Origin of the sequence: Paenibacillus sp. DS2015 (assembly GCF_050433705.1) — a bacterium.
Lineage (GTDB): Bacteria > Bacillota > Bacilli > Paenibacillales > Paenibacillaceae > Paenibacillus_AQ.
On the sequence record NZ_JBNPWS010000003.1, the window covers coordinates 199,749 to 223,957 of the forward strand.

General features: G+C 38.2%; 26 protein-coding genes and 3 pseudogenes. 19 read left to right on the plus strand and 10 right to left on the minus strand.

The genetic code is table 11. The features are described 5' to 3' along the window. Positions 1-121 precede the first annotated feature (121 nt). The 3 genes and pseudogenes from J2T13_RS04520 to J2T13_RS04530 all read right to left on the minus strand — a co-directional run. Positions 122-667: a GerMN domain-containing protein gene (locus J2T13_RS04520; protein WP_429368742.1), complete on the minus strand. Its 546-nt coding sequence runs from the start codon at positions 665-667 to the stop codon at positions 122-124. A gap of 31 nt (positions 668-698) precedes the next feature. After that, complete coding sequence (locus J2T13_RS04525) at positions 699-2,042, minus strand: N-acetylmuramoyl-L-alanine amidase (RefSeq protein WP_429368744.1); 1,344 nt, start codon at positions 2,040-2,042, stop codon at positions 699-701. 477 nt (positions 2,043-2,519) lie between these two features. Continuing rightward, a pseudogene (locus J2T13_RS04530) lies at positions 2,520-2,864 on the minus strand (transposase); the annotation flags it as partial. Positions 2,865-3,058: 194 nt separating this feature from the next. On the opposite strand from J2T13_RS04530, the pseudogene J2T13_RS04535 reads away from it, so the two are divergent. The 4 genes and pseudogenes from J2T13_RS04535 to J2T13_RS04550 form a co-directional block, all read left to right on the plus strand. Further along, positions 3,059-3,310, plus strand: a pseudogene (locus J2T13_RS04535) (helix-turn-helix domain-containing protein); the annotation flags it as partial. 426 nt (positions 3,311-3,736) lie between these two features. Further along, positions 3,737-4,006 carry a transposase gene (locus J2T13_RS04540; protein ID WP_429368746.1) on the plus strand — a complete coding sequence of 90 codons (270 nt, stop codon included), beginning with the start codon at positions 3,737-3,739 and terminating at the stop codon, positions 4,004-4,006. Between the two features lie 20 nt (positions 4,007-4,026). Then, a complete protein-coding gene (locus tag J2T13_RS04545; protein ID WP_429368747.1) occupies positions 4,027-4,857 on the plus strand; it encodes an IS3 family transposase in 831 nt (276 codons plus the stop codon). A gap of 99 nt (positions 4,858-4,956) precedes the next feature. Continuing rightward, positions 4,957-5,328: pseudogene (locus tag J2T13_RS04550) on the plus strand (transposase); the annotation flags it as partial. Between the two features lie 1,314 nt (positions 5,329-6,642). On the opposite strand, the gene J2T13_RS04555 reads toward J2T13_RS04550, so the two are convergent. Next, the gene (locus J2T13_RS04555) at positions 6,643-7,620 is read right to left on the minus strand and encodes a tRNA dihydrouridine synthase (protein WP_429368749.1); all 978 of its coding nucleotides are present in this window, start codon (positions 7,618-7,620) and stop codon (positions 6,643-6,645) included. Between the two features lie 160 nt (positions 7,621-7,780). On the opposite strand from J2T13_RS04555, the gene J2T13_RS04560 reads away from it, so the two are divergent. The 4 genes from J2T13_RS04560 (at position 7,781) to J2T13_RS04575 (ending at position 8,911) form a co-directional block, all read left to right on the plus strand. Then, a complete protein-coding gene (locus J2T13_RS04560) occupies positions 7,781-8,011 on the plus strand; it encodes a DUF3221 domain-containing protein (protein WP_429368751.1) in 231 nt (76 codons plus the stop codon). A gap of 144 nt (positions 8,012-8,155) precedes the next feature. Further along, positions 8,156-8,284 carry a hypothetical protein gene (locus J2T13_RS04565; RefSeq protein WP_429368753.1) on the plus strand — a complete coding sequence of 43 codons (129 nt, stop codon included), beginning with the start codon at positions 8,156-8,158 and terminating at the stop codon, positions 8,282-8,284. A gap of 135 nt (positions 8,285-8,419) precedes the next feature. Further along, positions 8,420-8,671: a hypothetical protein gene (locus tag J2T13_RS04570; protein WP_429368755.1), complete on the plus strand. Its 252-nt coding sequence runs from the start codon at positions 8,420-8,422 to the stop codon at positions 8,669-8,671. Between the two features lie 96 nt (positions 8,672-8,767). After that, positions 8,768-8,911: a hypothetical protein gene (locus tag J2T13_RS04575; protein WP_429368757.1), complete on the plus strand. Its 144-nt coding sequence runs from the start codon at positions 8,768-8,770 to the stop codon at positions 8,909-8,911. A gap of 413 nt (positions 8,912-9,324) precedes the next feature. Here J2T13_RS04575 and J2T13_RS04580 read toward each other — a convergent pair whose 3' ends face one another. The 3 genes from J2T13_RS04580 to J2T13_RS04590 form a co-directional block, all read right to left on the minus strand. Continuing rightward, complete coding sequence (locus J2T13_RS04580) at positions 9,325-9,969, minus strand: hypothetical protein (protein ID WP_429368759.1); 645 nt, start codon at positions 9,967-9,969, stop codon at positions 9,325-9,327. A gap of 4 nt (positions 9,970-9,973) precedes the next feature. Further along, complete coding sequence (locus J2T13_RS04585; protein WP_429368761.1) at positions 9,974-11,125, minus strand: hypothetical protein; 1,152 nt, start codon at positions 11,123-11,125, stop codon at positions 9,974-9,976. A 473-nt stretch (positions 11,126-11,598) separates the two neighbouring features. Continuing rightward, on the minus strand, positions 11,599-11,709 hold the full coding sequence (locus tag J2T13_RS04590) for a TetR-like C-terminal domain-containing protein (protein WP_429368763.1): 111 nt from the start codon (positions 11,707-11,709) through the stop codon (positions 11,599-11,601). 545 nt (positions 11,710-12,254) lie between these two features. On the opposite strand from J2T13_RS04590, the gene J2T13_RS04595 reads away from it, so the two are divergent. From J2T13_RS04595 to J2T13_RS04605, 3 genes are all read left to right on the plus strand, one after another. After that, complete coding sequence (locus J2T13_RS04595; RefSeq protein ID WP_429368765.1) at positions 12,255-12,794, plus strand: hypothetical protein; 540 nt, start codon at positions 12,255-12,257, stop codon at positions 12,792-12,794. A gap of 177 nt (positions 12,795-12,971) precedes the next feature. Continuing rightward, on the plus strand, positions 12,972-14,093 hold the full coding sequence (locus J2T13_RS04600; RefSeq protein WP_429368767.1) for an amidase domain-containing protein: 1,122 nt from the start codon (positions 12,972-12,974) through the stop codon (positions 14,091-14,093). Between the two features lie 83 nt (positions 14,094-14,176). Next, positions 14,177-15,673 carry an oligosaccharide flippase family protein gene (locus tag J2T13_RS04605; protein ID WP_429368769.1) on the plus strand — a complete coding sequence of 499 codons (1,497 nt, stop codon included), beginning with the start codon at positions 14,177-14,179 and terminating at the stop codon, positions 15,671-15,673. 305 nt (positions 15,674-15,978) lie between these two features. Here the strand turns inward: J2T13_RS04605 and J2T13_RS04610 are convergent, their stop codons facing one another. Then, positions 15,979-16,491, minus strand: coding sequence for a CarD family transcriptional regulator (locus J2T13_RS04610; protein WP_429368771.1), 513 nt, complete (start codon positions 16,489-16,491; stop codon positions 15,979-15,981). A gap of 142 nt (positions 16,492-16,633) precedes the next feature. Between J2T13_RS04610 and J2T13_RS04615 the strand changes: the two genes are divergently transcribed. Continuing rightward, a complete protein-coding gene (locus J2T13_RS04615; protein ID WP_429368773.1) occupies positions 16,634-17,062 on the plus strand; it encodes a MarR family winged helix-turn-helix transcriptional regulator in 429 nt (142 codons plus the stop codon). A 147-nt stretch (positions 17,063-17,209) separates the two neighbouring features. Here J2T13_RS04615 and J2T13_RS04620 read toward each other — a convergent pair whose 3' ends face one another. After that, entirely contained in the window at positions 17,210-17,806 is a 597-nt protein-coding gene (locus J2T13_RS04620; protein WP_429368775.1) for a beta-class carbonic anhydrase, read from the minus strand. Positions 17,807-18,121: 315 nt separating this feature from the next. On the opposite strand from J2T13_RS04620, the gene J2T13_RS04625 reads away from it, so the two are divergent. The 5 genes from J2T13_RS04625 to J2T13_RS04645 all read left to right on the plus strand — a co-directional run bounded on the left by J2T13_RS04625 (position 18,122) and on the right by J2T13_RS04645 (position 21,208). Next, positions 18,122-18,460 (plus strand): hypothetical protein, encoded by a 339-nt coding sequence (locus tag J2T13_RS04625; protein ID WP_429368777.1) that lies wholly within the window; start codon positions 18,122-18,124, stop codon positions 18,458-18,460. Beyond that, complete coding sequence (locus J2T13_RS04630) at positions 18,444-18,938, plus strand: MFS transporter (RefSeq protein ID WP_429368779.1); 495 nt, start codon at positions 18,444-18,446, stop codon at positions 18,936-18,938. The genes J2T13_RS04625 and J2T13_RS04630 overlap by 17 nt, the downstream gene beginning before the upstream one ends. 308 nt (positions 18,939-19,246) lie before the next feature. Beyond that, positions 19,247-19,825, plus strand: a complete 579-nt coding sequence (locus J2T13_RS04635; protein ID WP_429368781.1) for a hypothetical protein — start codon at positions 19,247-19,249, stop codon at positions 19,823-19,825. 387 nt (positions 19,826-20,212) lie between these two features. Beyond that, positions 20,213-20,752 (plus strand): NADPH-dependent FMN reductase, encoded by a 540-nt coding sequence (locus J2T13_RS04640; RefSeq protein ID WP_429368783.1) that lies wholly within the window; start codon positions 20,213-20,215, stop codon positions 20,750-20,752. Between the two features lie 246 nt (positions 20,753-20,998). Next, positions 20,999-21,208 carry a hypothetical protein gene (locus tag J2T13_RS04645; RefSeq protein ID WP_429368785.1) on the plus strand — a complete coding sequence of 70 codons (210 nt, stop codon included), beginning with the start codon at positions 20,999-21,001 and terminating at the stop codon, positions 21,206-21,208. A gap of 4 nt (positions 21,209-21,212) precedes the next feature. Here the strand turns inward: J2T13_RS04645 and J2T13_RS04650 are convergent, their stop codons facing one another. Next, complete coding sequence (locus J2T13_RS04650; protein ID WP_429368787.1) at positions 21,213-22,262, minus strand: histidinol phosphate phosphatase domain-containing protein; 1,050 nt, start codon at positions 22,260-22,262, stop codon at positions 21,213-21,215. Positions 22,263-22,488: 226 nt separating this feature from the next. On the opposite strand from J2T13_RS04650, the gene J2T13_RS04655 reads away from it, so the two are divergent. Both J2T13_RS04655 and J2T13_RS04660 read left to right on the plus strand, forming a co-directional pair. Next, positions 22,489-23,412 (plus strand): prenyltransferase, encoded by a 924-nt coding sequence (locus tag J2T13_RS04655; protein ID WP_429368789.1) that lies wholly within the window; start codon positions 22,489-22,491, stop codon positions 23,410-23,412. Between the two features lie 21 nt (positions 23,413-23,433). Further along, on the plus strand, positions 23,434-24,198 hold the full coding sequence (locus tag J2T13_RS04660) for a DUF6081 family protein (RefSeq protein WP_429368791.1): 765 nt from the start codon (positions 23,434-23,436) through the stop codon (positions 24,196-24,198). Positions 24,199-24,209: the final 11 nt, after the last annotated feature.

The following is a 24,209-nucleotide window of genomic DNA, read 5'->3' on the forward strand; positions in this document are numbered from 1 at the left end:
CAAGTAAGTTCTTAAACTGAGTAATGCCTATCCTTAGTAAGGAATCAATACCTTTCTTAACAAAATCAATGAAGATTTTCCCGGGATTTCCTCGGAAATTTGGCTTATATTCAAGAAAACCTTATTCACGGTTTATTGGGTGATCCAATTCTGCATGGCCCATTAGACTTTCAGGTGATTCTCCATCGACAAGCAGATCGATGCTGTGAACTTCCTCAAACTGAAAAAATGTTTCTCTAAGTGCATCTAGGGCTAGAAGCTCTCCTCCAGAACCTAATCTTGCTTCATCCGGAATATGCACATTTAATATCAACGTTCCTTGATTGAATTTTGTTGACAGTAAGTCAATCTTGTTCCACAAGGAGATCAACCCGGTTTGATCCTTACTCTGGAAAGCGGCAAATGTCGCACTGTATTTGTCAGAGTTATCTTTAAAAGTAATTTCCTTCGTACTCTTCTCTAGTTGGGTTAGTTGAGCATCAACGTAATAAACCTGAATTTCTTGAGTTTGCTTGTTCTTCTCTTCCTGATTAGCTCCCTGTGGCAGTCCAGTACTTGCAGGATTAGAACCTTGCACCGGCCCTGAAGAAGTGTGCTTGTTTCCACAACCTACAGTTAACAAACTGATTGCACATACTAAGATAGCAAGATGAAATCCTTTTTTCATAGAAGCACATCCTCTTTATTTATTTGCCGTCCTATAGCTTCAGATACTCTTTGATCCCATCTACGATGGCTTGAGCTGCTTTAGTTTGAACGCTCTCTGACATCATAGCCTCTTCATCAGACTTATTACTTAAAAAACCCACTTCTAGAAGAACTGCGGGCATCGTTGTTTCTCGAATGACTTCTAAGCTGCCGTTTTTCACACCACGATCCTTTAGTCCCATTGCTTTGACCAAATGCTTATGAACGATGTTTGCAAGTTCCTTACTATTTGCGCGCTGGTAATAAAACGTCTCAGTCCCCGTTACCTGAGGGGCAGAAGATACACTGTTTCCATGTATGGATACAAACACATCTGCATTTAAATCGTTAGCTAATTTAACCCGTTCTGGACGTGTAGGATAAACATCTGTTTCGCGAGTCATAACCACTTCTATTTCGGGCTCTTGTAACAAGATCGCCTGAACTTTAAGGGCTAAAGCAAGGTTAAATTGCTTCTCATATCTGTTTGTAATACTTGTTGTACCTGGATCACTTCCTCCATGCCCTGGATCAATAACTACAATTTTTTTGCTAGAACCACCAATCGGGGTTGCTGGTGTCGGATCGTTTACCATTTTTAGATCAAGAATGAATTTTCCAGCGTCGTATTGTTGATTATAATTAACCGAACTTACATTGTTTAATTCAATAACTATTCGAACTTGGGCTGGATCGTTCTTGAAAAGAGAATAGCGTACTTCAGTAAGATTGGGAATATAACCAGTATCCAACTTTCCCATGGACTCAACTGGCACAGGTTGACTCATATTACCGAAATTTGTAGATGGGAAATCCACTACAATACGGTCGGGGTTTTTCAGTGTGGTAATCACTGGAGTAACCTCACGGTCTAAAGAGACTACGAGTTGATTGTTCAGGTAATTAATTTCGTGAACAAGGTTAGTTATCGAGTCATTTTGACTACCGTTGGCAGGAGACGATGGTGGAGAAGTAGTGCTTGCTAGAGTAACTATCTTTTCTTTGTTATTCCAGTCTACCTTCAAGCCCATTCCTTCACTAACAAACCGAATTGGAACTACAACGGTATTTTTAATTATTTGTGGGGCCATATTGAGCGAAACCGAACTGTTTCCCACGGTCGCTTCTTGCTTTCCAACAGTTAATGCGATTGCTTTAGAGCCTTGTTGAATATTTATATTCTGTGTTTTTTGATCCCAATTCACATTAAACTTTAAGTTCTCGGCTACCACTCGAATGGGAATCATAATATTGTTGCGAGCATTTACGACTTCAACTTCATTAGGTAGATTTAGTTCCTGGCCATCTAAAATAATTTTTATTTGAGATGTTGCTGCATGAGACTGAACTGGCATGAACAATAGTATTAGTGCGCTAAATAAAAACAATAGTACTGTTTTCTTCATTTTACACCTCGGTTTATTTACGTCTTATATAACTCTAGCTTTTCTGAATGACATAACTACAAAGTATCCTCATATATAATTCATTTTATAAAAATATTTCAAAGGAAAATGAACCATCGACCAATCAATAAAGCAATACAATAACGATCCAACAGGATTTCTTGAAGTAGAAGAGAGGCATCAAGTATGCGGGGTATTAACAATCACCTCCTGTGACCCACAAGTTAGCTCAAGAACACTAACTGCTTGATTATTACATTATTATACATGATTTTCCATGTAATTCGAGGAGTTATATGAAAAAAATATAGAATTGTAATATATTTGTTTAGATTGAATTACAGGATTACTGGAGATATAGTAAACTTATTAACGATTATACTTAAAAAGAAAAGATGCTCAACCTCGTAATCAGTGTTTGATTAATTAGTTAAGCCGATTGAGATTACATTCTACTAAAATCCCAGTCTTAGAGCGGTGACGATAACGTGTGAAGTAATGACGGCGTTGATAAGCTTTGATACGATTATGACGACCTTCTACGGTTGCGTTTGTCAATCGACAACGATGGTAATTGATGATCTCATTTTACCAATTACGCATCGTTTTTAATCCGCTTTTTACAGCTTCGTGGTCGATCTTATCGCCCTGTTCACACCAACGGTTGAAACCAAGTATTGCAACTTCGACATTCGGTGAATAGTTATACCAAGTCGTAAAATCTTCGTTCCATTCCCAGCACTTTCGTAAAAGCGGAGAGTAACCGAGCAACTCTTAATCGCAATCGAATTTACTCTTGCGGTTGGAATTCCCCTCTAATCTATCAATAGAGATAAAATACATAAAGAATCATCTCAGGGGACAATAGAGAAAGAAGATTCAACCGGCATATAATGCGGTTTTTTTGATTTGACGGATTGTAATATGCCGTGCGACAGCTAGCAGCCAACTAAGGGTGGAATGCTCGTGCGATTGCCCAAGAAATTGGGCGGCATCATTCCACGGTAACACGAGAGATTACGCGTAACCAAGTGAAGGGTGTTTACGAGGCTAAAGTTCTTTCAAAAAGACTATCAACAGGGGAGGGAATCCTCTATACCTATTGGAAAATGGAACGGTTGGAAACGCAGTGGTACTTTCAAAACGATCTACCTACCGTTGGTCTATACTGGACGCTTGGCGCGAGCAGAGGTACACCACAAAGGAAAACGGTGTAAACCGCTAGAAATACGAGGGCGCTTTCTATTGCAAAACACCTTCATTGTTATATCTGTTTTATGAAATGTATAGTTATGTATAAACTCAATTGTGGGGTATACCATATGACCATAAATATTAATAAATCTTATATCATCACCATTACCGAATAGCTATTCAGCAATGTTTGAAATATACAAATGTAAATAGTTAAATTTATTTTTTTGTAACTTTTGTGCATGTCGCAGTGTTATATAGATATGTATATCGAATGGATAGATGAAAAGTAGAAGCAGCAATCCGTTTATATAGACTATTTAGTAGGAAACTATAAGGAGAGTGATTGTAATGCCCTTTAAAGTTAGAAACAAGACCTGGAGCTAGTATAAAGTAGTGGACACAAAAAGGAGGACTGATAAAATAATATTGAAAGGTTGTATCCAACTATGGGAACCAAGCAAGGAAGATATAGTGATGAGTTCAAAGCAATGATCATTGAGCTCCATCGTAAAGGGAAAACGGCATCTGAAATTATGAGCGAATATGGTCTAAGTAAAACGGCGTTTTACAAATGGATTAATGAAGGTAAAGAGATTAATGTAGATAATGAACAAGTCTCTGTCGTAGAGGTTAAAAAGTTCGAATCTAGAATTAAAAAGCTTGAAGAGGAAAATGAAATCCTAAAAAAAGCTATGACCATATTCGCCAAAAGATAAGCGTTCGTGAGGTTGTGGATGTGGCCGTATCCCAGTCTGACAAACATAGCAAAAGTAAATTGTGTAAGGTGCTAGGAATTGGACGTAGCAGCTACTATTACTGTACTCAGAAACGCCCTGAAGGACGCTTAAAGCAAGAAAACAATCAGTTGAGACAAGAAATCATCCGGCTCTATCACGAACAAGATGGTGTCTATGGAGCACCTAAAATCAGAGAAGAACTTCTTAAGCTACAACTCCCATTTAAAGTGAGTGAGAATCGAGTACAACGGATCATTAGAAGTCTAGGACTCCGATCTGTTGTGGTCAAAAAATACAGACCGTACAAACCGGATGCTGTGTATAATGGTGGCGAAAACCTACTGAAGCGAGACTTTAAGGCAAGCAAGAGAAATGAAAAATGGGTAAGTGACATCACCTATCTCCACGTCCTTAATAAGGGTTGGTGCTATTTAGCTTCGATTATGGACTTGTCTACAAATAAAATTATTGGTTGGTGTTTTAGTCAAACGATGGATAAAGCTTGTGTGTTATCAGCACTTCATCAAGCTGTATCCACTCAGAAGCCTGCTAAGGGAGTTATCCTCCATTCAGATCGAGGCAGTCAATATACGAGTCATGATTATCGAGAAGAGCTCAGGACACTGGGAATAAGACAGTCCTTCTCGGCCAAAGGTTGTCCCTATGATAATGCTCCTATTGAAAGCTTCCACGCTATATTAAAGAAAGAAATGGTCTATCGAACCGTATTCACCTCTTTTGAAGATGCTCGAACAAAGTTATTCCAGTATATAGAAGGTCGTTATAATCGCAATCGCATTCATTCTGCTATAGGGTATAAAACTCCTTAGCAAATGGAAGATTTCCTGTCCTCATCAGCCTAATTTAGTCTTTCTTTTTGTGTCCAGTCTATTGACAGAAGTCCAACATTTGAGGAGCAATCGACCGTGATGAAAAAAGAAAGACGAACATTTACAACTGAATTTAAGGAACAGATGGTTCAGTTATACCAGAACGGAAAGCCTAGAAAAGAGATTATTAAAGAATATGAATTGACGCCATCTTCATTAGATAAATGGATAACGCAAAGCGAGAAAACAGGTTCCTTTAAGGAAAAAGACAACTTGTCCATAGAAGATGCAGAACTTATTAAACTTCGAAAAGAAAACAAACAGCTACTTATGGAAAATGACATACTAAAGCAAGCTGCGCTGATACTAGGACGAAAGTAAATGTGATTCGAAATAATCAACACAAATACTCGATATCAGCCATGTGTAAAGTCCTTCAACTCCCAAGAAGCACATACTATTATGAAGCGAGCGAGCCGTCTTCAGAAGATAAGATTTCCTCTGTTATCGTCCATATATTCCAAGCAAGTCGGCAATTGTGTATTTGTAGATCTCTTCAATCGTGAAAGAGAAAGTGTCCATACTGCCAATTAAGAAAATTAATAGAGTGGTAATGTCAATGTGGACTGCATAGAAACTATTATAACGATAAATACTATATAAGATAAGCTATCCTGATTGAAAGGATATTCAAGCCTGTAGCTTAACATTTGAAAATCCTTCTAACATTCTTCTAATGTTGGTACGATTGCTATACCTCGAGCATATCACAAAAAAACAGAGTCATCGCTTGAAATCTTGGGTTTACAGTAGGAAATTCCGATACGTAGATTAAGTATCAAAAACTCATCTTAAAGATTCAGGTTCTAGTGGTGATAGGAAGGTTTATCCCAGCTAGTAAAGAACCATACTCGAATGTAGAGAACCCTATAAATCAAAGCGTTGATCTAATTCAACAAATGCCAGCCGACTAACTTATTTTTCCGCATACTGCATATATGTTTGCTAAAGCTTTCTTTACATGCGGACTACCAGTTGACCACATTTTGATCACGAATACATCGGATTTAACATTTCTACCAGCTCATAACGAACTGGTTTTGTCTGAAAAGTGGACTTAATCCCCATGTATAGAACAAAAAACACATAAAGCTCACTTAATGTCTTGGGCCGCATGATATAAGAACCAGAACGGTTGAACGAAAGCGATAGTTTTTATGGGGACGGATTGGGGACGAAAGCTGTCATTAGCGATCAAACGGAAGCTATATAGAACCATAATGGAATAAAGAAAACCCTTATAGATCAAGGATATGACCAACGACAACAAATACGAACAAAGTAACCTATGTTCCCGCATACGAAACATACGTTTGAATAATTTCATGACTACCACTTGACCATATTTTGACCACGAACTCTACGCACACATCATATTCACTTGGATATATAGGACTTATTGTTGAGTAGTTTCGGACGGAATGCCTGAGAACAGGCTCAAAAAACCTTTAAAAATCATCATGTCTCATGGGCGGCATGATGTAATGAAATCATTATCGAAGTAATTCGATGATGAGCGACCGCGCTTAAACGGTAGATTTTATCGCCGATGGAGCAGAAAAACGCTCTATGCGGTAATCAGGCTGAGAAGCCTGTAGCATCAAGAGTTTCTTTGAGAGGAGACACTGCTTGAGCACAAAGTGCAAAAATGAGAGACCTTTCAAGAGTTCATTGAACTTTTGGGAGGTCTCTCAGTCTTTTTAATCATGCACAGGTGGGTATGCTTCAATCTAATTCTTGATCTAAAACAGGTTTAACTAAACGACGTACTTCATCTGTTGACGAGGTATCCATTAATTGGTTTCTTAGTTCGCCTGCGCCTCTAAATCCACGAACATAGATTTTGAAAAAGCGAAGGAGTGGTTTAAATGGTCGTGGTTCGGTTTCTTTTGAATATTTATCGTGAAGATCCAACTGTAAAAGTAGTAAATTGAGAAACTCCTTTGCGCTATGTTCTTTAGGTTCTTTTTCAAAAGCAAATGGATTGGTGAAAATGCCGCGGCCAATCATGACTCCATCAACGCCGTATTGTTCTACTAATTTTAATCCTGTTGCGCGGTCAGGAATATCTCCATTAATGGTTAACAACGTATTTGGAGCAATTTCATCGCGTAATTTTATTATTTCAGGGATTAGTTCCCAGTGTGCATCTACTTTACTCATCTCTTTTTTTGTACGAAGGTGAATGGAAAGATTCGCAATATCTTGTTTCAATATATGTTCTAACCAATCGCGCCACTCGTCGATATTAGAGTAACCTAATCTTGTTTTAACACTAACCGGCAATCCACCAGCTTTTGCTGCTTGAATAATTTCTGCTGCAACTTCAGGATGATGTATTAATCCAGCCCCTTTTCCATTGGATGCGACGTTTTGTACTGGGCATCCCATGTTTAAATCGATACCACGAAAACCAAGTTTTTTCATATCAATACTCATCTGTTCAAAAAGTGCAGGTTTATTGCCCCAAATATGAGCGACGATCGGTTGTTCATCTTCTGTGAACGTTAATCGACCACGTGTGCTGTCTTTTCCTAAAGGGTGACAATAACTTTCTGTATTAGTGAATTCCGTGAAAAATACGTCGGGTTTTGCAGCTGTACTAATGACGTGACGAAATACAACATCTGTAACATCTTCCATGGGTGCTAATATAAAAAACGGCTTTGGTAAATCAAGCCAAAAGTTTTGTTCGTTACTCATATTATCTCCTCTTGTTGCAATATATAAAAACGATATAAGCTGTAGCAAAGTCCTTTACCCATCATACATAGTATCATTTATTTTCGAATGATGCACGAGAGGAAGGTCTGACTCCCCTCGCCTCCATGTAAAAAGCACGCTTGGTAAAATTCTATGACCAGTGTTTTCAGTGGAATATTTTGAGGCGGCTGTTGTCGAAAAAGATGATACAACTATTACTGTTACATCCAACGATAATTCTGAAAATAATGAGCGAATATATACACTTATAACAAAGGGAATTGATAATAATGCCGAAGTTGGGGATAAGGTTAAAGTGTGGACTACGGGACAATACAAGGAAAGTAATCCAATACAAGGACAAGCTACTAAAATTGAAGTAGTAGAGTAGTTATTATCTACGAGTACCTTGGCCAACAGGCTAGGTGCTTTTTGTATTACAAAATACAATTATATTAGCTAGTGAATTGACCCAAAAAATCAGATACAATACATTGGCGCTGATTCTCTTTAATCAGTTCGTCTGGAGAGTACCGTGAAAACAACACGTCAGAACGCATTTATTATTTTATCGTTTACTTTTATGGCTTTTATTCTGGGTACGACGGAGTATATTATTGTGGCTTACTCTCAGAAATATCCGCGAGCCTCGGAGTTACGCTAGCGACAGCCGGGGTGGTGCTACCTGGCTTCGCGATCTCTTATGCAATTGGCACACCAATTATGATGTCCTTGTGCAGCCGTGTTCCGAAACGGATTACGATTCTTGTATCGCTTGTATTGATTCTGCTGCTGTAATTTGTGGAGTGCTATAGTTGGAACTTACATTATGCTACTGGTGACTAGAATAGTTACTGCCGTACTAAGTGGTTTTGTTCTTTCTGTAGCCATTACGGTAGCGAATGAAGCGGTTAATCCGGAGAAGAGAGGTAAAGCGATTGCTACGATTTTGAGTGGTTTCGTTGTCGCGAATGTATTTGATGTGCCGATCGGTACTTTAGTAGGGCAGGTTTTCACTTGCCTGCAGCATTTGTTCTTAATGGAATATTAGCTGGAAGTGCCTTATTGTTAAATTATATCTATACTCCACGCAAACTACCGAAGCCTGTGCCCAGCTAACTCAAGGATCAGATCGGACTGTTCACGAATGGAACGTATTATTCTTACATTTCTCATTCCGGTTACGGCAGTGGGAGCCGTAGTAGCCGCTAACATAGGAATCGCAGGTGGATCCGCGATTGGTGGAGTGGTTGCCAGGCATAGTGGATTGATCTTCCTTCCTGTTGTGTAAAAAAAGAGGCAACTTATGAGTTCACGAACTCATAAGTTGCCTCTTTTCCTTTCAATGAAACACACCTTACTGAATAGCTCAATCTCGATCCATTAATTTATTTATTTTTTCTTTAATGACATAATTACAATCAGGTCAATCACAAATATGACTCCAAAACCGACGCTATAAATAATAAATTGAACAAGTTGCCCAAGTCCATCAGCATCTTCAGTAATCCAGTACCATAGCGTTGCTGATGATAATATTGCAAAATTTATGACTGTTGAAATTAATAATGTCTTTTTTACGTTGTTGTGTCTTATGAGTTTCATACTAAAGATGATTGTTGCTATTAGAGATATGATTAAGGGCAATATCAGAAAGAAAATATAAATATAGATCCACATCCTTTAGATAAAGAGAATAATTGTTTAATTTGGCGTAGTCTGTCTTAATTTTGTCCAAGCTGTACCTGCACCGCCACGCTGGATAAGGGGGCTTGCTTCGAACCATGGTTGATTTCCACCTAGATTCTGGTGTTCACTAATATACGACACTTTTGAAACATCGAAATGTGTTGGGGTACCAGAACTAGTTCCCGTATCGGTTCTTCCCCAAACCGGGATATTGTTCCACTCATAAGCGTACTCTACAACACCATCGCAACGAATATCGTCAATTTCGTCAGGACTTAAATACTCTCCTGGATTAAAATCCGCATCAATCATGTTTAGACCAACATAGTTGATGTCAGTATCCGCTTCCATTAATGCCAAGGTACTTTGTACCTTCGATTTATCGGTAGCTGTCATGAGTGGATTAGTGAAGGCACCAAGGTATGTTTCTGTTCCGACAAAGCTTGCAAAGGTATTTAGATCAACTGTGTGGTTGTAACCTTTGATTTCGTAAACACCAACTCCTCCTTTACGAACCCCTGCATGTTGCCATGGATTGGTATCTGTACCGGTTCTATACAGGGCTTCAGAATCTGCAAATGCTAAACCTGTTGTGGTAAAAAAACTAATACCCATGGCAAGTATCGATAAAATCAACATTTTCCCAATAATCTTTTTCATGAATTTAATCCTCCCATTTTTCTGTGTTTGAAGGGAATGCTGATCTTTGCACTTCATTGATTTTGTTGAAGGCATCGATTGCTTTAGTTCTTAATTCACTGTCCAAGCTATGATTTGAAATTTCTTTAAGTTTTTCTAGGGCAGAATGCAGACTAATTAATTCCGCTGCTTTAATTGCGTATAATACATTATCTTTTGATTGGTTATTGTCTAACATGTTTAGAATTAACTTTTCGTTCATTATTAGTGCACCATTTCCAATATCGCTATTATTATATTTTCCGTATACTTCTAGTATTGATTTCAATGACTCTTCATTACGTAGTAAACCCAAGGCATAAACCGAACTTGCGTAAACCTTTGGATCAAGGGTGTTTTTAGCTATTTGTTCAATTTTAATTGCGACATTATTTTGCCTTGATTTCCCAGCTGTTACTACTGCACTGCGTATTAGTAATGAATCTTTTTGTTCATAATTATCTATGACGTCATGAATAGCAACAGCTAAATATGGATTATTAGTTCTTCTCATCGCAGTGAGTGTATTACCCTTAACTTTATTTGGTGTCGTGGCATCATTGAAGAGATCAACCAATATTTTGTCTTGCTTATCCTTCTTTGCTTTACTTCTGCTTTCTTCCTTTAGTTCACCTAGAGCATAGGCCCTAATATCATCATTTTCTGATGTGTCTGTCGCCAAAGTTAATAATGTTTCAGAAACAAAGTCGTTCTGATCTTGAGATTTCATATTGGAATAAAGATCGATTAAAAACAACCTGTTTATTTTATTATATGATTTGTTTTTTACCTCTAGCTCTAATTCCTGAGTATGAATTCCACCTTGCATTTTATTTTTTAAATGCGGACTGATTATGGCTAAAGAAGTATTAAACGTGTTATCTTCTTCAGTTGAATATTCAGCAACAGCTTCCAATAGTTCCTTTTCATTAAGTGTTCCGAGGTAATCCTTTGTTAATGTCATATCGTTGTAGAAGGATTTTATTTTAGTTGAATGAACTTTTTTTTCAACACTCGCTTTGTCTGGCTGTATCGTTTCAGTGGATGCTTTTGAAATTGAGCCATGTGTAGCTGTCGCTGAAAATACTAGTCCGATGGCTAATACGGTGAAAGTAACAGCTTTTCTTGTACTTTTCATTATTTGGCTCCTTCTAAAATGTTTTTTCATGCAAGTCCTTCAAAAATTATATTTTGCTAGAACTCTTCACTCTTAGATTCCTTCTCTTAGATTCCTTCTCCTTTTATATCGATTCATTAAAATATTATGACGTGTTCACTTCTATGATAATCCATATTTAACCAATTTTGTAATAATTGAATCTTTGAATGTGAATCCATATGAATTAGATATGTAAATGAAAAAGTTATGCAGAAATGAGGAGTACTTATTTCCACGATGGCTTTGAACTATATTATCTGCTAAGAGGTGAAAAGCTTTTCTTTGTTAATGATACGATAATTCAATAAAGACACAAAGGCAGATGGTCAGTGGATCGGCTGCCTTTGTTCAGCTAACGGGCAGAATAGTTTAATAACTGTATAAAATGGCGAGAGCGTAAAATGTGACAATCACTTTTAGATGGTGACTCAAGTTCAATTATAAATTCCCTTCTAGCAAACCCCCACTCGTTGTGCCATGTAGTGAGGGGGGGAGGGCTTTCCTTTCTTGAACCACCATTCCACTACCCCTACGATAGCAGCTCCCAAAAATTGAATAGTCACATCTTCACCGTCACTTAATCCTTGAGATTTTCTTTCGGTATGTTTTCTTCATTCTTTAACTCATGGAGGACAAATTCTAGGAACCGACTGCGAAAAAAAAGGCCCTCCTTTACTCGAGTATTGTTCTTTTGAACTCTTTGCCGGTTTTTGGAGCAAGACCGAACAGGAAGAAGAAAAGCCAATTCCAACAATCCAAGAACTTCGTAAAAAGGAAGTTTAAATATCCGATTGAATCGCGTGTTGACTATAGACTAAAGGTGTTACTGCCAAGGAATGGGTTTTTACCTTATTGCCGAACTATGAAATGAAAGGAGAGTTTTTTCATGAGTTCACTGAACTTGTGAGAAGCCTCTATCTTATTTAGTTCTGTAACACGGGTTCGCCGGCTCTTTAGAACTTTCCGATACTAAACTTTCAGAGGAAAAATCCTCATCATTAACTATAGAACTGGGACTGGGATAATAATTCTACTATTTGAGTCAATTAGGTAGTTAGTCCCCAACCTTTCATGTTATATTTTAGGTAAAAAAGGGGAAAGCAACAAAATGAGTAGAGTATTAGCTGGATTGATTGTATTTGCTTTATTGCTCAGCGGATGTGGGGGAGAAGCTTCTTTTCCTGCAGATGATATGGCAATATACAAAACTGGAAATAAAAAGAAAGTCGTACGATATGGTATGAGTCGTGTAGAGGCTGAGAAAGTTCTCGGCGAAGAGGAAAAGCCATCTGGTGATGGATATCTATACGATTCAGGAGTAGCAATTTTCTATAGGGATGATAAAGTAGCTGGGATAAGATTAGATAAGGAATCTAAAAAGACTTTTCAGACCAAAAACATAAAAATTGGTATGTTAGAAGATGATGTGAAAAAGAAGTATGGGAACATTACGATGGCTGTTGCTCCCTTGAGTTTAGACTATTATTATGACACCCTAACTAAAAAGTTTCTAGATGATCCAATGTCTTTACCGAAGTCTCAAGAAGGTAAGGAAAACATATATATCATCTCAAATACCATTGATGAGAGTGGATCTGTGGAATGTATCTATCTCTTCGACCTAAAAATGGCTCTATATGGGAAATAATGATAAAAAATAACGCAGATTGGGACTTCGGTTAATTTTTTTTGAGCATATTGTCTAAGAAGAAGAGACCTTGGCTTATTTCTAAAGTTATTTTTTCCAACATAATTTCTTTCGGAAGGGAGATAATACCCCTAATGAACAAAGACTTATTATCTTTGCGAAGCTGGATGGTGAGAAATGAGAGCCTTTGGAAAAATGAGATGGGTTTATATTTTGATTTTTCTGGTTTTATTTTTTAGCTTAACAGAAAAAATAGATGCCAATGAAAATATGGAAAAGAAAGAGATTGGAGAGACACTGAGCCATATCTTTAATCAAAGAGCTAGAATAATGATAAATCAAAACATCCATGAGTTAGAGACACATTACTTAATCAATCAACAACTGAGTAGTAACGCCTATCGAAACGAGAAGAATCGGATTAACTATGTCAATGAATGGGCTAAAAAAAGATCGATAAGGCTGGTGGATGCTAATAGTGATATTCGTTTAGTTCGTGTGAATATACGAGAGAACACAGCTATTGTCTCACTGGTTCAATCATTTAAACTTAGTTATAATTACTTAAATAAGATAGTTCCAGTACAGACCCTCGGTGTAGGAACTCGGCACTTTATTACACTGAAAAAAATTGATGGGAAATGGATGATTTATAAAGAATGGTACCTGGATCCTCTCGATGAAAATCCCAACAAAATTGCAGAAACACCTAATGGGATTGCTCCATCAGCTAAAGCCAAGCCAGAAATTTATAATGGTAAAAAATATAACCGTTCGCGAGCGATTAGTTATGCTAATAAATATGCCGGGGCAGCTTTGGGAGCCGGCAACAATCATCGTTACAACAGAAATTATTTGGATTACACCGGTCGAGGTGGCGATTGTACAAATTTCTCTTCTCAAGTAATGGGTGATGCAGAAGCAGGTGGGTTACCTATGACTGGTGCATGGCGTTATATTAAAGGGGCTGGTGGTAGCCAGAGTTGGGTTCGAACCGATTCCTTTAGTAATTATATTCTACGTAGTGGTTACGGTGAACTAGTGTCTAAAGGAGATTTGCATCACATTGTTACTCCGACTAGAAAGCATCCCGATGGAGCTATTTCACATATTCAACCAGGTGACTTAATTGGATATATAATAGAAGATAACGATGTCGATCATTTTTCAATTGTTGTCGATTTTGATAAATATGGGTACCCACTTGTAAATTCACATACAGCAGATCGTTATCGGGTTCCATTCGACTTAGGTTGGGACAAGAATACAAAGTATGTACTGATTCACATTAAGGACTAGAAAGTTGTAGCTTGTCAGCATAACCTTTTTTCAATGTCATAAAATAAAGACAAATGATATTGATGGTTATGCTGGGAGGCAATATGAAAATACCCCGCTTGTTGAAGCAATCTTTCACCAGAGCTAGTGCTATGATAGTTGTTAAACTGATTGGCCTGATCGGTCGTGTAATCCTAACTAGATTGGTCGGTGCCGAAGGAATCGGAATGTATCAAATTGCCTACTCCTTTTATGGTTTTTTAATTATGCTTTCAGGGGGATTACCTACGGCATTGGCTATTATAACAGCAAAAAAAACTGTGGTTGGATGGCAGTTTTTAAAAATAATTTCTCTTTTTCTTGTACTTTTCGGCAGTTGTATAAGTTTGATCGTTTTTTGGAATTCGACCCTATTAGCCGAGTTGTTAGGCAACCCCCGCTTGAATTATGCTCTGCGCGGTCTTGCACCCGCCATTTTGTCAGCACCTTTATTAGGCTTATTGAGGGGTTATCTACAAGGTCAAGAGCAATTTGGTCTTATTGCAGCTTCGGAAGTAATTGAACAAGCCTGTCGAATTTCTTGTATGCTACTAATCGTCTATCACTTGATGCCATTTGGAATAGACCGTGCGGTAGGCGGAGGAATCTATGCTACTTTTATAGGGTCTTTGATCTCATTTGTTATTTTAACAATTTATGTCTCAATGGATAAGAAGAAGTTATTACGGTCTCCTTATAAATCCTCAACCCTTCCGTTTGTTTGGTTTTTCAGAACTTCCTTTATTATTTCAATCACTCGTATGCTCATTCCAGCTTCTGAATTTATTGATGCTATTCTTATTCCTAATCGCTTGATTTCAGCGGGATATAGTACCTCAGAAGCTACCTCAATATACGGTATCATTATTGGAATGGCGACAATAATTGTCTATACTCCCACCCTGGTGACAGGAGCACTGAGCCATACCACAACCATGCGAATTGCATCCCACTGGCAGCAAGGAAACTTTGATAACTTTCACCGACTTTCACGACTTTCACTAAAAATAGGGTGGTTATGGGGATTATTCTCCTCAACATTTTTATTTGTTTATGCCACTGAGCTTTCGTTATTCATATTCAACACCGAAGATGCCTATCTAACGATAAAATACTTGTCAGCAATCCCGCTTGTCGTCGGATTTCGTGAAATATCGACGAGTATATTATGGTCAAAGGATGCTAGAGAAATTCCCTTTATAGGGCTCATTGTAGGAATTTCATGCTCTATAACTTTACAATATTTCCTAATAGGAATCCCTGGACTGGGTTATATTGGCGCAGCAGTTGGTATTCTATCAATGGAGATTATATCCGTGATTTGGAACCTTAAAGCATTAAATATAAGCAAATATGAGTTGAAGCAAGTATTCTCCTATATTTTTCTAGATACTGCAGCTATTTTTTTCATAATGTTTCTATCGTATTTTTTTATTCATTCATTTCAAGAAGATTTAATAGATATAACAAGATTTATACTAAGTGGATGTTTATATTTTATGATTTCAGGCCTTTATATGTATATTCGTTTGGTAGCAGATCTTAAAATAAATAAAAACTGAATCATTAAAAAATACTTTAAAGCATTAAATACTGAAATGACAAAAGGGCAACCCATTCGAAGTTTTGCAAGCGACATTAGAGTTCTTATTAAGGATATTGGAAAGACAGGTGACGAAAAGAAGAGGCATCTCCTAAGAATTATTTAATTCTTAGGAGATGCCTCTTTAATTTTTATTAATTAATTCGCTAATAGGCGTTCTACCTACAATGGAAAGTCACCTTATTAATGAGGGAACAAATGTTATGAAATTTGAATCTTACGTTTTACAGTGCCCTTTGAAATACAGAAGCTATCTTCTGCCACTTAAAGTTTTTGTAACTCATTTTGGTTGATCATGCTAACAGCTCTGTCAAATACTGCTTCATAAGTAGTATTAAATGAGAGAGCTATTTCTGTGAACAGTATTTTTTGAAGAGAAGTTAATTGTCTGCTATCCTGCTCAGAGAACTTCTTGTTGTGCGTCTCAGCTTCGTGCTTTTTCCGCATTAAAGTGTTGATTACTTTGGAAATGTCTTTTCGATTTCCCTTATTTGCAATATCAGAATATATATGAGTTCTTTGATGATTTTTTTCTACCCATTCTACACCGGGTAACTTGAAGGACTCTAAAATTTCTTCTGCTTCGTCTCGATGAATCATTTCTAGCATGACTACCTTTTGATTATCTACAGGGGTACTTATGGTTAAATTGGGCTTTTCAAGCGGATGCAAAACGTAATAGTTATTGCATACGTCCAAATATGTCTTTTCACATATTGAATCTATCTCGCAGATACCATGTCCTGAATAGATAATTAAATCTCCAATATTAAACATCGCAGCGGCTCCTATACTTATGATTATCAAATAATCTTTATTAATTAATTATAATACAATTCTCCCATAATGTCAACCTAGTTGACATTATGGGATGGTTCTTGTATATATGAAGTAGTAAAAAATGATTGGAGTGAAAGGGTTGAATTCTGAATTACAAAACCTAGACTTGATTGATTTATTGAGCGAGCGTCATGTTCAACTTCGCAGTTTATGTGATAAGTCGTGGAATGAAAGCAGCAATATTTATATTTCAAATTCCGAATGGTATATTATGGCGAGAATATATAAAAAGCAACCGACCATTGCGTATGTGTCAAAACATGTAGACATTTCTCGACAGGCAACTCATAAGTTTATTAAGAGTCTTGAGTCAAAAGGGTTAGTTGGCATAGAAAATGTGAAAAACAATAAAAAGGTTAAATTTTTATTTTTAACGGCATTAGGTGAAGAATGTTATGAGAAAAGTGAGGCTCAAAAGGCGATATTGGAGAAGAGAATCGAAGGTCATATCGGGGTAGAGCAATTAAAACTTCTTAAAGAAATTTTGAAATTAGAATGGGGTATATAGGCGATTCACCGAAAAGATAGCATGAAAAATGACCGAACAAAGCGTTAGCTAGTTCGGTCAATATGTTCACATAAAGGAACGGGACCTGAGCATAGAATGTTTGCTTAGAGTCATTGTTCCTTTTATTTCCATAAGAAATACCTCATCTCAATCGTCAATATCTATTGGTGAATGTTCGTGAACATTTGTATATCCATCAACCAATAAATCCAGCTTTCCAGTATCCGGATCGATAACAAGACCATGCACAGGAACGGTCTCGGGAATTAAAGGATGATTGTGTATAATATTTATGTTTTCCATAACCATATCGTTTACATTCTCAAACCCCTGTAACCATTTGTGGAGATTAATTCCCGCATATTCAAGGGTGGACAGAGTCTCCTTAGATGCTACTTTATTACCAACCATTTTTTGGAATATCTCTTTAGGATTGACGCTGTTCATTCCACAATGATGATGTCCAATGACAAAAATCTCTTCAGCTTGGAGTTCGTGTATAGCAACGACCATGCTTCGCATAATACTGCCAAATGGGTGAGTGATCATCCCTCCTGCATTCTTCAGGATGATGGCTTCACCATTGTGGACGTTTAAGGATTGAGGGATTAATTCCACCAATCGAGCATCCATGCAAGTCAGAATGATCATTCGCTTACTTGGAAATTTAGTTGCTTGATAGGGTACATATTCTTTGTTTGCTACAAATTGTTCATTGTGTTGTAGAATTTCTTGTAAGAGCATTTGTATGACCATCCTTCCATCCTTAGTATTTACTGAGGATTAGTTTGTACTTTTAATCTCGATGTTAATATGTTATAACTAATTTTACATTGTGCAGTTCATATCAATAGTATAACGATTTTATAACGATAACATGTATAATGCGGAATAAGTTAGTTAAATTTTGGAACATGAAACAATCGTATGAGTACTGGTAGCGTTTAATCTACGACCCGCTATTACGTCCGTAGGTCCAATAGTGGGAATCATTCAGGATGATGTCGGGTTAGCACATTGGAGTGCAGGTTTATTTTCTCTGGAACGTTATTGGTTGGCGTGGGTATAGCCATCGGAAATGTTCTATTGCCGGTCGTTGTGAAGGAGAAATTCCCACAAAAATTCGGTCTGATGACAAGTGTATATTCAACTTCAATGGGACTGTTTGCATCATTAGCATCAGGTATTAGTATTCCTCTGGCCAATGATCTGAACCTTGGGTGGCAGGGAGCCTTAATTGTATGGGGTATCCCGGCATTCATAGCGATCTTGGTCTGGGCTTTTGTGCTGAGGTTAAATCCTGTGAAAGGCGAGAGGGTAAAAAAGGTAAGTATCAGCGCAAGTCGGATCTGGCGTTCACCCCTCGCTATTTTATATAACTATGTCTTGGTTGCCTGAAATCTTACATAACTATGGCATAAGTAGGGGGACAGCGGGTTGGTTGCTATCCTTCACACAAATCGTTGGATTGCCAGCTAGCTTCCTCGTTCCGATTATGGCTGGACGTTTACGCTCTCAAGTGTGGATTGCATTCACATTAGGGATGTGCTCGATTGTCGGTTATGGAGGATTATGGATGGGATCATCTTACCCTATTATGATTCTAAGTATTATCTTAATTGGTATTGCATTGGGAGGGAACTTTCCGTTGGTGCTAAGCTATATTGGAATTCGTACTCAGAATGGAAATCAAGCTGTCGAATTATCTGGAATGGCTCAATCAACGGGATATATGCTTGCAGCGGTAGGACCTATATTGATTGGATATTTGTATGATATAACCCAAGTGTGGACTATTCCGCTCATTACACTAATCATTATTTCTGGACTAGTTATGATATTTGGGATGTTATCCGGTCGAGATGAGCATGTATAAGAGTTAGTATACATGAAGCATTTGATAAAATTGTAGCATCTAGGAGCCAAATTAAAAGTAAGATAGATAACGTGATTCTTGGGAGAAACCTAGCGGAGGATATCTTGTTCCCCCTATAATGAGATCTATATAACATGGGCTCTAGTTTCCTGATAAAAATGTATCTATAGAAGGATATCGACATAGACCCAATGATTGGAAATTTTAGCAATAAATGGAGGTAAACCGAGTGATTTCCTCTCAAAACTAATGAAAATAAGTAGTTTAGTCGAATATAAATATATACATAATTAAAGGAGAGATTCATCATGAGAAAAATTTTTGCTTTCATCCTTATCTTTAGCCTGCTGCTTCCAACAGGTATAATCGGTGCTAAATCAGCCCAATATACAGCTAAGTTATACCCGCAACTTAACCTCATAGTGGATGCTAAGAAATTCCCAATGAAGCTGAATAATGGATTGGTTATTGATAAGGAAAACGGAGACATGGGAGTGTTCCCAGTTATTAAATTGAATGGTAAGAAGGTATGGAGTGGTAAGAATGAATTTGAAGGCAGTGGAGAAGTTCAATTTACGGTGACTGCAAGTGGGGACACCTATCTTTATAGTAGTTACTATCATGGTGCCAGCGGTCCAATAGGGATTGACTTTGTAGGCGTACATGCAAACGGACGTGTATTCGTGAAGAAGAAATTTGGTGGCGACACTGCAGTGCCAAAATTCCTGAAGGCTGACTCATTTGAACTAGCTATTGAGAGAAGCAACCCGAAATGGGATCCTTCAAAGGATTCTAACGCGGAGCTTCACACGGGAATTTACGATGTCACGATATATCAATTAACGACCAAAGGAATCGTCAAGCAAAAGCAATTTGTGCGAAAATAGAATTTGGGTAGTAGGAGAACCCAATGGATCATCATCGTGTAAGAGACAGAGTTATCTCATGAATTCGCAAGCTCATGAGATAACTCTTTTTCGTATGAGCATTTCAAGATGCATTCGAAATAAATAACTAACTTTTATAAAGTTACTTGACAAAAGGATGATATTTCGATTATTATTATCTTACATACAAGATACTCATGTTGGAGATAAATCTGTGACGAGACTTAAGTTAATAAAGATTGGAGAGTTAACCCCTCATGTATGGGATTATAATAAGGCATGAAGTTCAGGTTGGGTTATATTCTTAATGCTTTAGAAATGGTGGTGTACTCCATGGGGTTTCTGGACAAATTATTTGGTAGAACTAATACTGAGGAGGAAAAAACAATGGCAAAATTAAATATTGGGATTATCTTAGGAAGCACTCGACAAGGTCGTGTAAGTCCACAAGTAGGAGAATGGGTAAAAAGTATCGCTGATAAACGTGGAGATGCTAATTATGAAATCGTAGATATCGCAGACTTCAAGCTTCCACTTTTAGGAGAATCCGATGCTACAGAACAAGCAACAGCTTGGAACACAAAGCTTGCTAGCTTGGACGGATTCGTATTTATTGTGCAAGAATACAACCACAGTATATCAGCATCATTGAAGAATGCACTTGATTATGCGCGTGAGGCTTGGAACGATAAAGCAGCAGGTATCGTAAGTTATGGTTCTGTAGGCGGAGCTCGTGCAGCTGAACATCTGCGTGGCATCTTGGGAGAATTGTCCGTAGCAGACGTTCGTGTACACCCGGCATTGTCACTATTCACTGATTTTGAGAATGGAACGGTTTTCAAACCAGCTGATCTGCATCTTACTAATGTGAATGGTATGCTTGATCAAGTCATTGCTTGGAGCGGTGCATTGAAAACATTGCGCTAAGATCAACTTGCCCTATCTTATAATGTTTTATTATGGAGCAATAATTGGGTATTAGATTGTTCCACTACGCCAAGAATGACTGATGTATTGATAAATTTAAACGCAAAAAGGCCTGAGCAATCATTCTGGCCTTTTTGCGTTCGTCATAGAATAACTGTACGCCAAGAAGTAATTCCAACGCTTATCCAAGAAAGAAAAGGAATTACCTGTAACACGTCGAAATGAGAGTAATGGAGGTGGTATGCAGTGGCAGATGAGAAAAAGGTTAGTATATTTTTCGGTAATGAACACAGTGTAGTCCTTAGAACAAGTGAACCTGAGAAGTTGATCAAGTTACTGACGGAGAAGCAAAAGGGATGGGTAACTTACGAAGACTACACGTTTAATCTGTGTAATATTACGTACATCAAAGTTAAGAACACTTCCAAACAAGATCATCCTAAAGACGTTGAATAATTCTCTACACAGTCGCCGTTAAGGCGGCTTTTTTTGGCACATGGGGGATGTCTGTGGAAGAATATAAGGGGAGAGTGAGTCTCTGTCTATTCTTGAAATATACGATCTCTTCATATCCAGCCTGTATAGCGAGTTGGACAGCATCATCCAGCATAGTGCCTAATTCGTCAGGGAAATGTGCATTGGACGCGAGCGTGATGGGAACTTCATACTCTTTTAAAATCGTCAAAAATGAGACGCCTGGGCTTATTTCCTTGAGTGGATCGCGATAGGCTTGCCCTGTATTGATTTCTGTAGCGACGTCGGCAATAGCAAGGGCAGCGGCTACATCGTTATAATGCTCATTTAATTCAGTGTCTGTAAGCGGATGACTGAAGACCTTTATATGATCCAAGTGCGCCATGAATTGAAAAAGACCACTGTGTATCGCCTCAATTACAGTTTGATAATGTTGTTTGTAGAGCAACGTGAGATCATAAGATTCAAATTGGCTCTGTGTATCCGCATTGTCGAATTTCCATCCCTCGTGAAAATGAACAGACCCGATGACATAATCCAGCTGATAAGGTTGAAGCAGGGCTTTAAGTTTCTCTTGGCTTCCCGGGAAATAATCGGCTTCAACACCGATAGATAATTCTTCATAGAACTTCGCAGCATTCCGCATTCCGGATAAATAATCCTCGATAGAATAAGTGCATACTAGATCTAACCATTGCCGTTGCATCCTGCCTATTGGACTGTCATCTAATAGCATGAATTCTTCATAGTAGCTTTTAAACTCGTGGAAGCGATATAAATGATCGACCACACCGAATTTAGTGATTCCTTTCTTACGACCTTGTTCTAAATATCGTGTAATCCAATTCTCGGAGTAACAGCCTTCTTTCATTCTACGGGACAGACTTCTTGTGATATGTTCAATCCAGGCGCGGGATTCAGGCTCCGCATAACTTGAGTGATTTCGTGAGGTTTGTTCTAGTGCTAATCCTGTACGATGAAGCCATGACAGGGAGTAAGCTCCTTCTTCTAGATGAAAGTGAAAGTCAATTTTCAATACGTAGCCTCCTTAAATTTATAACTTAACTCATTTTAGTACGTGTTCAAAAAGTCGACTTTTTGAACAACCTTTATTGTAGCGACTAACCATTAGCGCTAGCTCAGACCATTGTAAATGTTATGTAAAATGAGTAGAACAATAAACCAACTCACATATATGACACTTTTCGACAAAATATGATATTCTTTAAATGAAGAGTTTTAGAGAATAGGAGGGTTATGTAGTGGACAAGTTCAGACAGTTTATGAAGGCATCGCGAGCTTCTATTATTCTTGTCATGCTTATTCCGGTTGCACTAGGAGCACTAGGGGCATTCGTATGGAATGGCGTGTTTCATATTGGATTATTTATCCTAACATTAATTGGATCAGCCATGGCTCATCTTTTTTCAAATATGATAAATGATTTGTGGGACTATAAGAATGGAGCTGACACGGTAGTAGAGGGAGAGGTAGATGCGATCACCAGTCACTCTGGATTTGTGACGAAGGGGGTCTGGAGTCTTCGTACTTTTACAGCGGTAACGTGGAGTTTATTCGGAGTTGCGATACTATCGGGTATTATTCTCAGCTTATACAGTGGCTGGTGGGCATTCATCTTTGGCTTACTCGGAGGAATGATTGCCTATTTCTACGTTGCGCCACCGCTAAGACTTGGATACCGCGGTAAAGGATTTAGTGAAGTGGCTATTTTTCTTTCCTTTGGTTTATTGCCTGTCATGGGGGCTTATTATGTACAAACATCACATATGGATATTCGAGCGTTATTACTATCTTTACCGATAGGACTATTGACGACGCTTATTTTGTTCAACCATCATTTTTTACATTGGAGATTAGATCTTCAGGCTGGCAAAAATACGCTGATCGTAGTGTGGGGTGAATCCAAAGCGCTTCGCTTCTCACGAATTCTGCTATTACTCGCAGCGATTTCGCTTGTGGTCTGCATCTTCGCTGGGGCGCTTCCTTACTATGCCATCATTGCGTTCCTCACATTCATTCCGTTGTATCGGGTATATAGTGGGCTGAAGGAGCATAACTCCTCACGTGCTTATTTACCCTTGATGGGTAATTCCGTGAAGGCAACTTTTCGTTTCGGAGCGATACTTATCGTGATCATGATTATTCAAGGATTCATAAACATATAAATGAAAGAAGAGGGATTAGAGATGGAAGAACAACGGATAATAGGAGATTTTGATACGATTCTATCTGAAGATAAAGTTTGGAAAATAGGGGGGTTCCCTTTACCAGATGGAACGTTCTGGGAGTATCGTGAACCGGATGCTGTGGTGATTGTACGCAACGGCATACTATATGTACGTGCGGCTTTGAGTCGGCAGAATAATCAAGTTCAAATCCTTGATAATGCTAAACATATGTATTATTCCATTGATCCCGTGAAAGTACCTGAGGCAGGGGAAGTAAGTTTTGAGCTTCAGATCCGTGCTCGTTCGCAGAATACAGCGCCTGACGATCTATACGATGGTTATGTCTCGCTGAATCTTCTTGATTTCACAACAGGGGCAGCGCTTGATTTCTTTGCGGGTAACGACAAGTATGCTAGCGTCTATGCTATTCTTCCTTTTCCGGGGATTGAGGTACCGCCATCAGATAAGACGCGATTCTTCTGTATTTTCAAAGAAGATACAAACTTTAAACCACGTGAATTTAACACGTATAAGATTACGTATAATCGTGCTAATGATGAGGCTGTATTCTATTTGAACGGTGTAGAGATCAGAAGAGAGCAGAATATACCACTCAAATTGAATCAATTCACCATCGCGCTTGGCATTATGACAGAGAAGGATCTATCACCAGAAGGAAGTGTATCCGTCCACGGGCAGACTGTGATTGCAGAATGGTCGCCTATAACGGTTACTACGATGGAGGGAGCAAAGGCTCCGAAGAAAGTGGAATCGGGTGAATAGATTCACCGCAT

What these genes read in the sequence shown, in the direction of transcription:
- J2T13_RS04520 (WP_429368742.1), bottom strand. Translation starts at nt 667, where the DNA reads ATGAAAAAAGGATTTCATCTTGCTATCTTAGTATGTGCAATCAGTTTG.
- J2T13_RS04525 (WP_429368744.1), bottom strand. Translation starts at nt 2,042, where the DNA reads ATGCCAGTTCAGTCTCATGCAGCAACATCTCAAATAAAAATTATTTTA.
- J2T13_RS04540 (WP_429368746.1), top strand. Translation starts at nt 3,737, where the DNA reads ATGGGAACCAAGCAAGGAAGATATAGTGATGAGTTCAAAGCAATGATC.
- J2T13_RS04555 (WP_429368749.1), bottom strand. Translation starts at nt 7,620, where the DNA reads ATGAGTAACGAACAAAACTTTTGGCTTGATTTACCAAAGCCGTTTTTT.
- J2T13_RS04575 (WP_429368757.1), top strand. Translation starts at nt 8,768, where the DNA reads ATGGAACGTATTATTCTTACATTTCTCATTCCGGTTACGGCAGTGGGA.
- J2T13_RS04580 (WP_429368759.1), bottom strand. Translation starts at nt 9,969, where the DNA reads ATGAAAAAGATTATTGGGAAAATGTTGATTTTATCGATACTTGCCATG.
- J2T13_RS04585 (WP_429368761.1), bottom strand. Translation starts at nt 11,125, where the DNA reads ATGAAAAGTACAAGAAAAGCTGTTACTTTCACCGTATTAGCCATCGGA.
- J2T13_RS04595 (WP_429368765.1), top strand. Translation starts at nt 12,255, where the DNA reads ATGAGTAGAGTATTAGCTGGATTGATTGTATTTGCTTTATTGCTCAGC.
- J2T13_RS04600 (WP_429368767.1), top strand. Translation starts at nt 12,972, where the DNA reads ATGAGAGCCTTTGGAAAAATGAGATGGGTTTATATTTTGATTTTTCTG.
- J2T13_RS04605 (WP_429368769.1), top strand. Translation starts at nt 14,177, where the DNA reads ATGAAAATACCCCGCTTGTTGAAGCAATCTTTCACCAGAGCTAGTGCT.
- J2T13_RS04610 (WP_429368771.1), bottom strand. Translation starts at nt 16,491, where the DNA reads ATGTTTAATATTGGAGATTTAATTATCTATTCAGGACATGGTATCTGC.
- J2T13_RS04620 (WP_429368775.1), bottom strand. Translation starts at nt 17,806, where the DNA reads ATGCTCTTACAAGAAATTCTACAACACAATGAACAATTTGTAGCAAAC.
- J2T13_RS04630 (WP_429368779.1), top strand. Translation starts at nt 18,444, where the DNA reads ATGTCTTGGTTGCCTGAAATCTTACATAACTATGGCATAAGTAGGGGG.
- J2T13_RS04635 (WP_429368781.1), top strand. Translation starts at nt 19,247, where the DNA reads ATGAGAAAAATTTTTGCTTTCATCCTTATCTTTAGCCTGCTGCTTCCA.
- J2T13_RS04640 (WP_429368783.1), top strand. Translation starts at nt 20,213, where the DNA reads ATGGCAAAATTAAATATTGGGATTATCTTAGGAAGCACTCGACAAGGT.
- J2T13_RS04660 (WP_429368791.1), top strand. Translation starts at nt 23,434, where the DNA reads ATGGAAGAACAACGGATAATAGGAGATTTTGATACGATTCTATCTGAA.